The organism is Microvirga arsenatis (genome assembly GCF_009910705.1).
GTDB classification, from domain to species: domain Bacteria; phylum Pseudomonadota; class Alphaproteobacteria; order Rhizobiales; family Beijerinckiaceae; genus Microvirga; species Microvirga arsenatis.
In genome coordinates this window covers 1-3,332 of the sequence record NZ_JAAAXJ010000051.1, presented here as the reverse complement: position 1 = coordinate 3,332, position 3,332 = coordinate 1, and the positions used below count along the sequence as shown (strand labels likewise).

At 63.4% G+C, this 3,332-nt stretch carries 4 protein-coding genes and 1 tRNA gene; 3 read left to right on the top strand and 2 right to left on the bottom strand.

What is annotated here, in order from left to right; genetic code table 11:
• Window positions 1-8 precede the first annotated feature (8 nt).
• From GR303_RS24130 to GR303_RS24120, 3 genes are all read left to right on the top strand, one after another.
• Window positions 9-85: transfer RNA gene (locus tag GR303_RS24130), tRNA-Met, on the top strand.
• A gap of 202 nt (window positions 86-287) precedes the next feature.
• The gene (locus GR303_RS24125) at window positions 288-1,070 is read left to right on the top strand and encodes a helix-turn-helix domain-containing protein (protein ID WP_161726987.1); all 783 of its coding nucleotides are present in this window, start codon (window positions 288-290) and stop codon (window positions 1,068-1,070) included.
• Between the two features lie 96 nt (window positions 1,071-1,166).
• Window positions 1,167-1,589, top strand: coding sequence for a VOC family protein (locus GR303_RS24120; protein WP_161726985.1), 423 nt, complete (start codon window positions 1,167-1,169; stop codon window positions 1,587-1,589).
• A gap of 193 nt (window positions 1,590-1,782) precedes the next feature.
• Here GR303_RS24120 and GR303_RS24115 read toward each other — a convergent pair whose 3' ends face one another.
• Together GR303_RS24115 and GR303_RS24110 are read right to left on the bottom strand one after the other, a co-directional pair.
• Entirely contained in the window at window positions 1,783-2,418 is a 636-nt protein-coding gene (locus GR303_RS24115) for an NADPH-dependent FMN reductase (RefSeq protein WP_246205888.1), read from the bottom strand.
• Window positions 2,405-3,073, bottom strand: coding sequence for an antibiotic biosynthesis monooxygenase (locus GR303_RS24110; RefSeq protein ID WP_161726983.1), 669 nt, complete (start codon window positions 3,071-3,073; stop codon window positions 2,405-2,407). Before GR303_RS24110 ends, GR303_RS24115 begins: the two co-directional genes overlap by 14 nt.
• Window positions 3,074-3,332: the final 259 nt, after the last annotated feature.

Genomic DNA, 3,332 nt, shown 5'->3' with positions numbered 1-3,332 from the left:
ATGCATGGCGCGGGGTGGAGCAGCCCGGTAGCTCGTCAGGCTCATAACCTGAAGGTCACAGGTTCAAATCCTGTCCCCGCAACCAAACACACAAAAGCCCCCAACGGTCAAAACCAAAAGGGGGCTTCTTTGTATCTGGAACCTAGTGAACGCCCTCCAGCGGCAGCCGCGCGGAGGGCTTTGTGCTGTTTAGCCGCTACAAGGCTCGATACGGCGTCTTGAAGATGATCCTCCCGAATGACATTGTCCCCATGCGTCGGGAAGCGTTCATGGAGGGTTGATTTGCCATGCCGCGTGCACACGCGCCGATCCTGGCCAGCCGGGCCGGGCGCTATGTCGAGGCCCCTCCGATCCCCCGCCTGCTTCCGCATTTCCAGTGCGTGTGGATGAGTTCAGTCTCCCCGGACCATTCAGGACCTGTTGCCGTCGTTCCCGACGGCTGTGTCGATCTCCTCTGGCGGAACGATCGGTTCACGGTGGTTGGTCCCGACGTCACTGCTGCGACTCCTGAAGTGGAACCGGGCTCCATCGTTCTCGGCATTCGCTTCAGGCCGGGAGCTGCGGTCAAGTGGCTGGGGCTTCCTCTAACGGAGATCATCGGGCAGGAAGTTCCGATGGCAGAGCTGTGGGGCAGCGCGGCCGATCGAGTCGCGGACTGGATCCGAGCGGCGCCCTCTGCAAAGGACAAGATCCGCGTCCTGCAGGAACTTCTGGCCGCCCAGGCACCGAGGGTAGAGCTCCCGCGCCAGGAGGCAGCGATGATCTTCAGGTTTCTCAAGGCCGATGCGAGTGCCGAAGAGCGCAAGATCGTGGCGTTGCGCGAACGCCTTGGGGTCAGCGAGAGAACCTTGCGCCGCCAGTGCGATGAGCTTTTCGGGTACGGCCCGAAGACCCTCGACCGGATCTTGCGCTTCCAGAGGTTTCAGGCTCTCGCGCGAACGGATTCCGATGAGGGGCTGGCCTGCCTAGCGCTCCGCGCCGGGTATGCAGATCAGGCCCATCTCACGCGCGAGGTCCAGTCCCTCTGCGGGATGACTGCAGGCGCGTTCGTGCGCCAGTTGGTGACCTGAGTGGCCGTTTTGTTCAAGACGTCCCCCTCCGACATGCCCATGATCAGGCCCGGCGAGGCCGTCCTGATGGCGGCCAGTGCATGGAACGGAGGACGAATGAAACCACGCATTTCGGTATTGACGCTTGGGGTCGATGATCTGGAACGGGCCGTCATGTTCTACCGCGACGGTCTCGGACTGCCGACCGAGGGCATCGTCGGCAAGGAGTTCGAGCACGGAGCGGTTGCCTTCTTCGACCTTCAGTCCCAGGTGAAGCTGGCGGTGTGGGCTCGTGACGATGTCGCCCACGACACGGGGCTGCCGAAGACGGCTCCGTGCCCGACGGGTTTCACGATCGGGCACAACGTGACCCGCAGGGACGAGGTGGACCAGGTCATGGAGCAGGCTCGCAAGGCAGGGGCCACGATTCTCAAGCCAGCCCACGACGCGTTCTGGGGCGGCTATGCGGGCTACTTCCAGGATCCCGACGGGCACGTCTGGGAGATCGTGTGGAACCCGGCCTTCGTTCCTTCAGATTGAGCCTGGCTTCCACCCTGGTGGCAGGCCGCGGAGTTCTCGTCCCATGTCAGCTCCAGCGGCTTGCTGCCTTACCAGTACGAGCCCATGGGCCGCTACTTCCGAGCGTGAGCGATGTGTCGACGCATGAGAAGGCGTTCTCAACCTGGCCTCGACTGACAATGGCGGACCCGTCTCATGGGCCATGTGCTTGCCACTAAGCTGCAACGGCACTTTGTTGTCCGTCCCGGGCCGCTTTGAGGGCTGAGCCCCACCAAGCCAGATCCTCGAGAAGCGCCTCACGTGCCCGGACCAGATGGGGATAGTCGTCGAGCGCCTTCCCGTGTTGGACGATGCCCAGGAACGGCTCCATGGTGATGTTCACCTCGTGCTTGATGGGTGCCATCTGGAGTTCAATCGCCACGCCGCGCAGCTGTTCAATGGCCCGTGCGCCACCGACGCCGCCATAGCCGATGAAGGCGACGGGCTTGCGCTTCCACTCGTGGAACGCGCTGTCAAAAGCATTCTTCAACACCGCCGTCGGGCCGTGGTTGTACTCCGCGACCGTCGCGATGAACCCGTCGAGCGCGCCGATCTTGTGCCGCCACGTCTCGGCTTCCGGTCGGCTGTAGGTTCCGTTGGCGCGTGCCGGCGGTACGGGCTCGTCGAACAACGGCAGGTGCTGCTCGCGCAGATCCAGGACGGTGAGTGCAAGGTCGGTGCGCTGGCGGGCGCCTTCGGCGATCCACCGCGCGGGGATGTCGGCAAAGCGGTTGGGCCGGGTGCTGCCGATGATGAGGCCGATTTTCAGCATTGCGGTGCACTTCTCCAGATCGTTGTTACGCAGCTTCATCAGTTTGCGGATGGGATCTGCGGATGCATGGCACGTAGCGATGCACCTCATGATCCGGTGTGATCGCAGGGTGCTCGCGGGTTGCCCGCCAGAGCGCGGACGACCCGATGCTGCCATGCTGGCCGTAACTGCCCCGGGCCAGTGCATCGCGGTGGGCAGCCGGGCTGGTCCATTCGGCGAAGTTCAGGACGCTGCCGCCGTCGCGGCTGGCGAAGAAATTGGCCGTCAACAATCCGGCCGGGGGCGATGGGTCCCCATCCAGCGCCCGCAGCACTGTCGCGGCCCAATCCCGCTGGCCGCCGTTGTCTGGCCGGATGAGCGGCTGGCGAACCACCACCAGGCAGCCCGGCTCGCCGCCACCTGACGCACGCCAGCGCGCCATGATCTCCGCATCCGCCACCCACTCGATCTCTGCCCCAGCGGTCAAACCAGGCGGCCAGGGGTCCGATGCCGGTTCTGGACCGGGCCCGACCCCCCAGATCGTAGCCAGCAGGGCAGGCTGCTCGACGTCTGCGAAGAGTTCAATGACTGGGCTCGGGGTCTGCATCCTGAGATCATGGACAGCCGCAGCCCGGACTGCTTCCGACACGAAGCGCCAGCGGCAGGCCTGCACCAGCGAAACGGATGGATCGCTCGGACGAAGTGCAACGGACATGTTCAAACCTCGTATGTCGCATCGTTTGCACTTACTATAAGTAAGCAACTTACCCATTGAAGACCTGAGTTGAACGTAAGGGCCTCACCCGATGGTAAGCACACCAAGACACGCAAGCGGCGATCCGATGCTTGCGCGTTCCAGACGATCGTGATCACGGATTCCAGATGATCGTGATCATCCGTTCCAGGGCATCGTGATCATGGTTTCCAGAGGGCCGTGATCACTCGTTCCAGCGATCGTGATCAGTCTCCGAGAC

Excerpts from the sequence above, each read along its gene's own strand:
- GR303_RS24115 (WP_246205888.1), bottom strand. The coding sequence starts at position 2,418 with ATGAAGCTGCGTAACAACGATCTGGAGAAGTGCACCGCAATGCTGAAA.
- GR303_RS24120 (WP_161726985.1), top strand. The coding sequence starts at position 1,167 with ATGAAACCACGCATTTCGGTATTGACGCTTGGGGTCGATGATCTGGAA.
- GR303_RS24125 (WP_161726987.1), top strand. The coding sequence starts at position 288 with ATGCCGCGTGCACACGCGCCGATCCTGGCCAGCCGGGCCGGGCGCTAT.
- GR303_RS24110 (WP_161726983.1), bottom strand. The coding sequence starts at position 3,073 with ATGTCCGTTGCACTTCGTCCGAGCGATCCATCCGTTTCGCTGGTGCAG.